Raw genomic sequence first — 812 nt, 5'->3', positions numbered from 1 at the left:
ACAGGGTGCTGAAGAAGTCGGGGCTCGACGCGGCCTGAGGAACATGATTCACCCTCAGCACAACTTGGCGGGGGTGATGATGCGCGGGACGGATGAAGCGAGCGGATCGCTTTTCAGCTATGTCGATCTGGAAGAGCGCATCCCCGCGCGGCACCCGCTCCGCAAGATCAGGCAGGTCGTGAATGACGCGCTGGCCAGCCTGGATGCAGAGTTCGAGGCGCTCTACACCGACTTCGGCCGCCCCTCGATCCCGCCGGAACGGCTGATCCGGGCCAGCCTGCTGCAAGTCCTGTTTTCGGTCTGCTCCGAGCGGCAACTGATGGAACAGATGCAGTATAATCTGCTGTTCCGCTGGTTTGTCGGCCTCGGGATCGATGAGCCTGTTTGGGTTCCCACGGTGTTCACCAAGAACCGCGACCGGCTGCTGACAGCCGATATGTCACGCAAGGTGATGGCGGCCATTCTGGCGCATCAAGAAGTCGCGCCACTCCTGTCGGACCACCACTCCTCTGTCGATGGCACGCTCATCAGGGCCTGGGCGTCGATGAAGAGTTTCCAGCCGAAGGCCGCAGGCACGCCGCCCGGCGGTGACGGGCCGGATGACCCGCCCGCGGCATCCAATGTCTCTGTCGCACAGCCTACCCAAACAGAACCCGATACTGACCAAATGTCCTGCTCCAACCGCCGCAGCCGAAATCCCGAGGTCAACTTCAAGGGCGAGAAACGTTCGAATGCGACCCATGCTTCGGTCAGTGACCCGGACGCACGGCTCTACAAGAAATCCCCTGGCACGGGTGCGGTGCTGTGCTTCA

Annotated in this window: 1 protein-coding gene; it reads left to right on the top strand. The window is 62.1% G+C overall.

Going from position 1 to position 812, the window contains the following annotated elements; genetic code table 11:
- Positions 1-79: 79 nt before the first annotated feature.
- On the top strand, positions 80-812 hold a 733-nt coding region (locus tag AC58NV_RS23685), incomplete at its 3' end, for a transposase (protein ID WP_497229324.1).

This window comes from Leisingera sp. ANG49, assembly GCF_059694505.1.
This window is presented reverse-complemented; position numbering and strand designations above follow the sequence as displayed.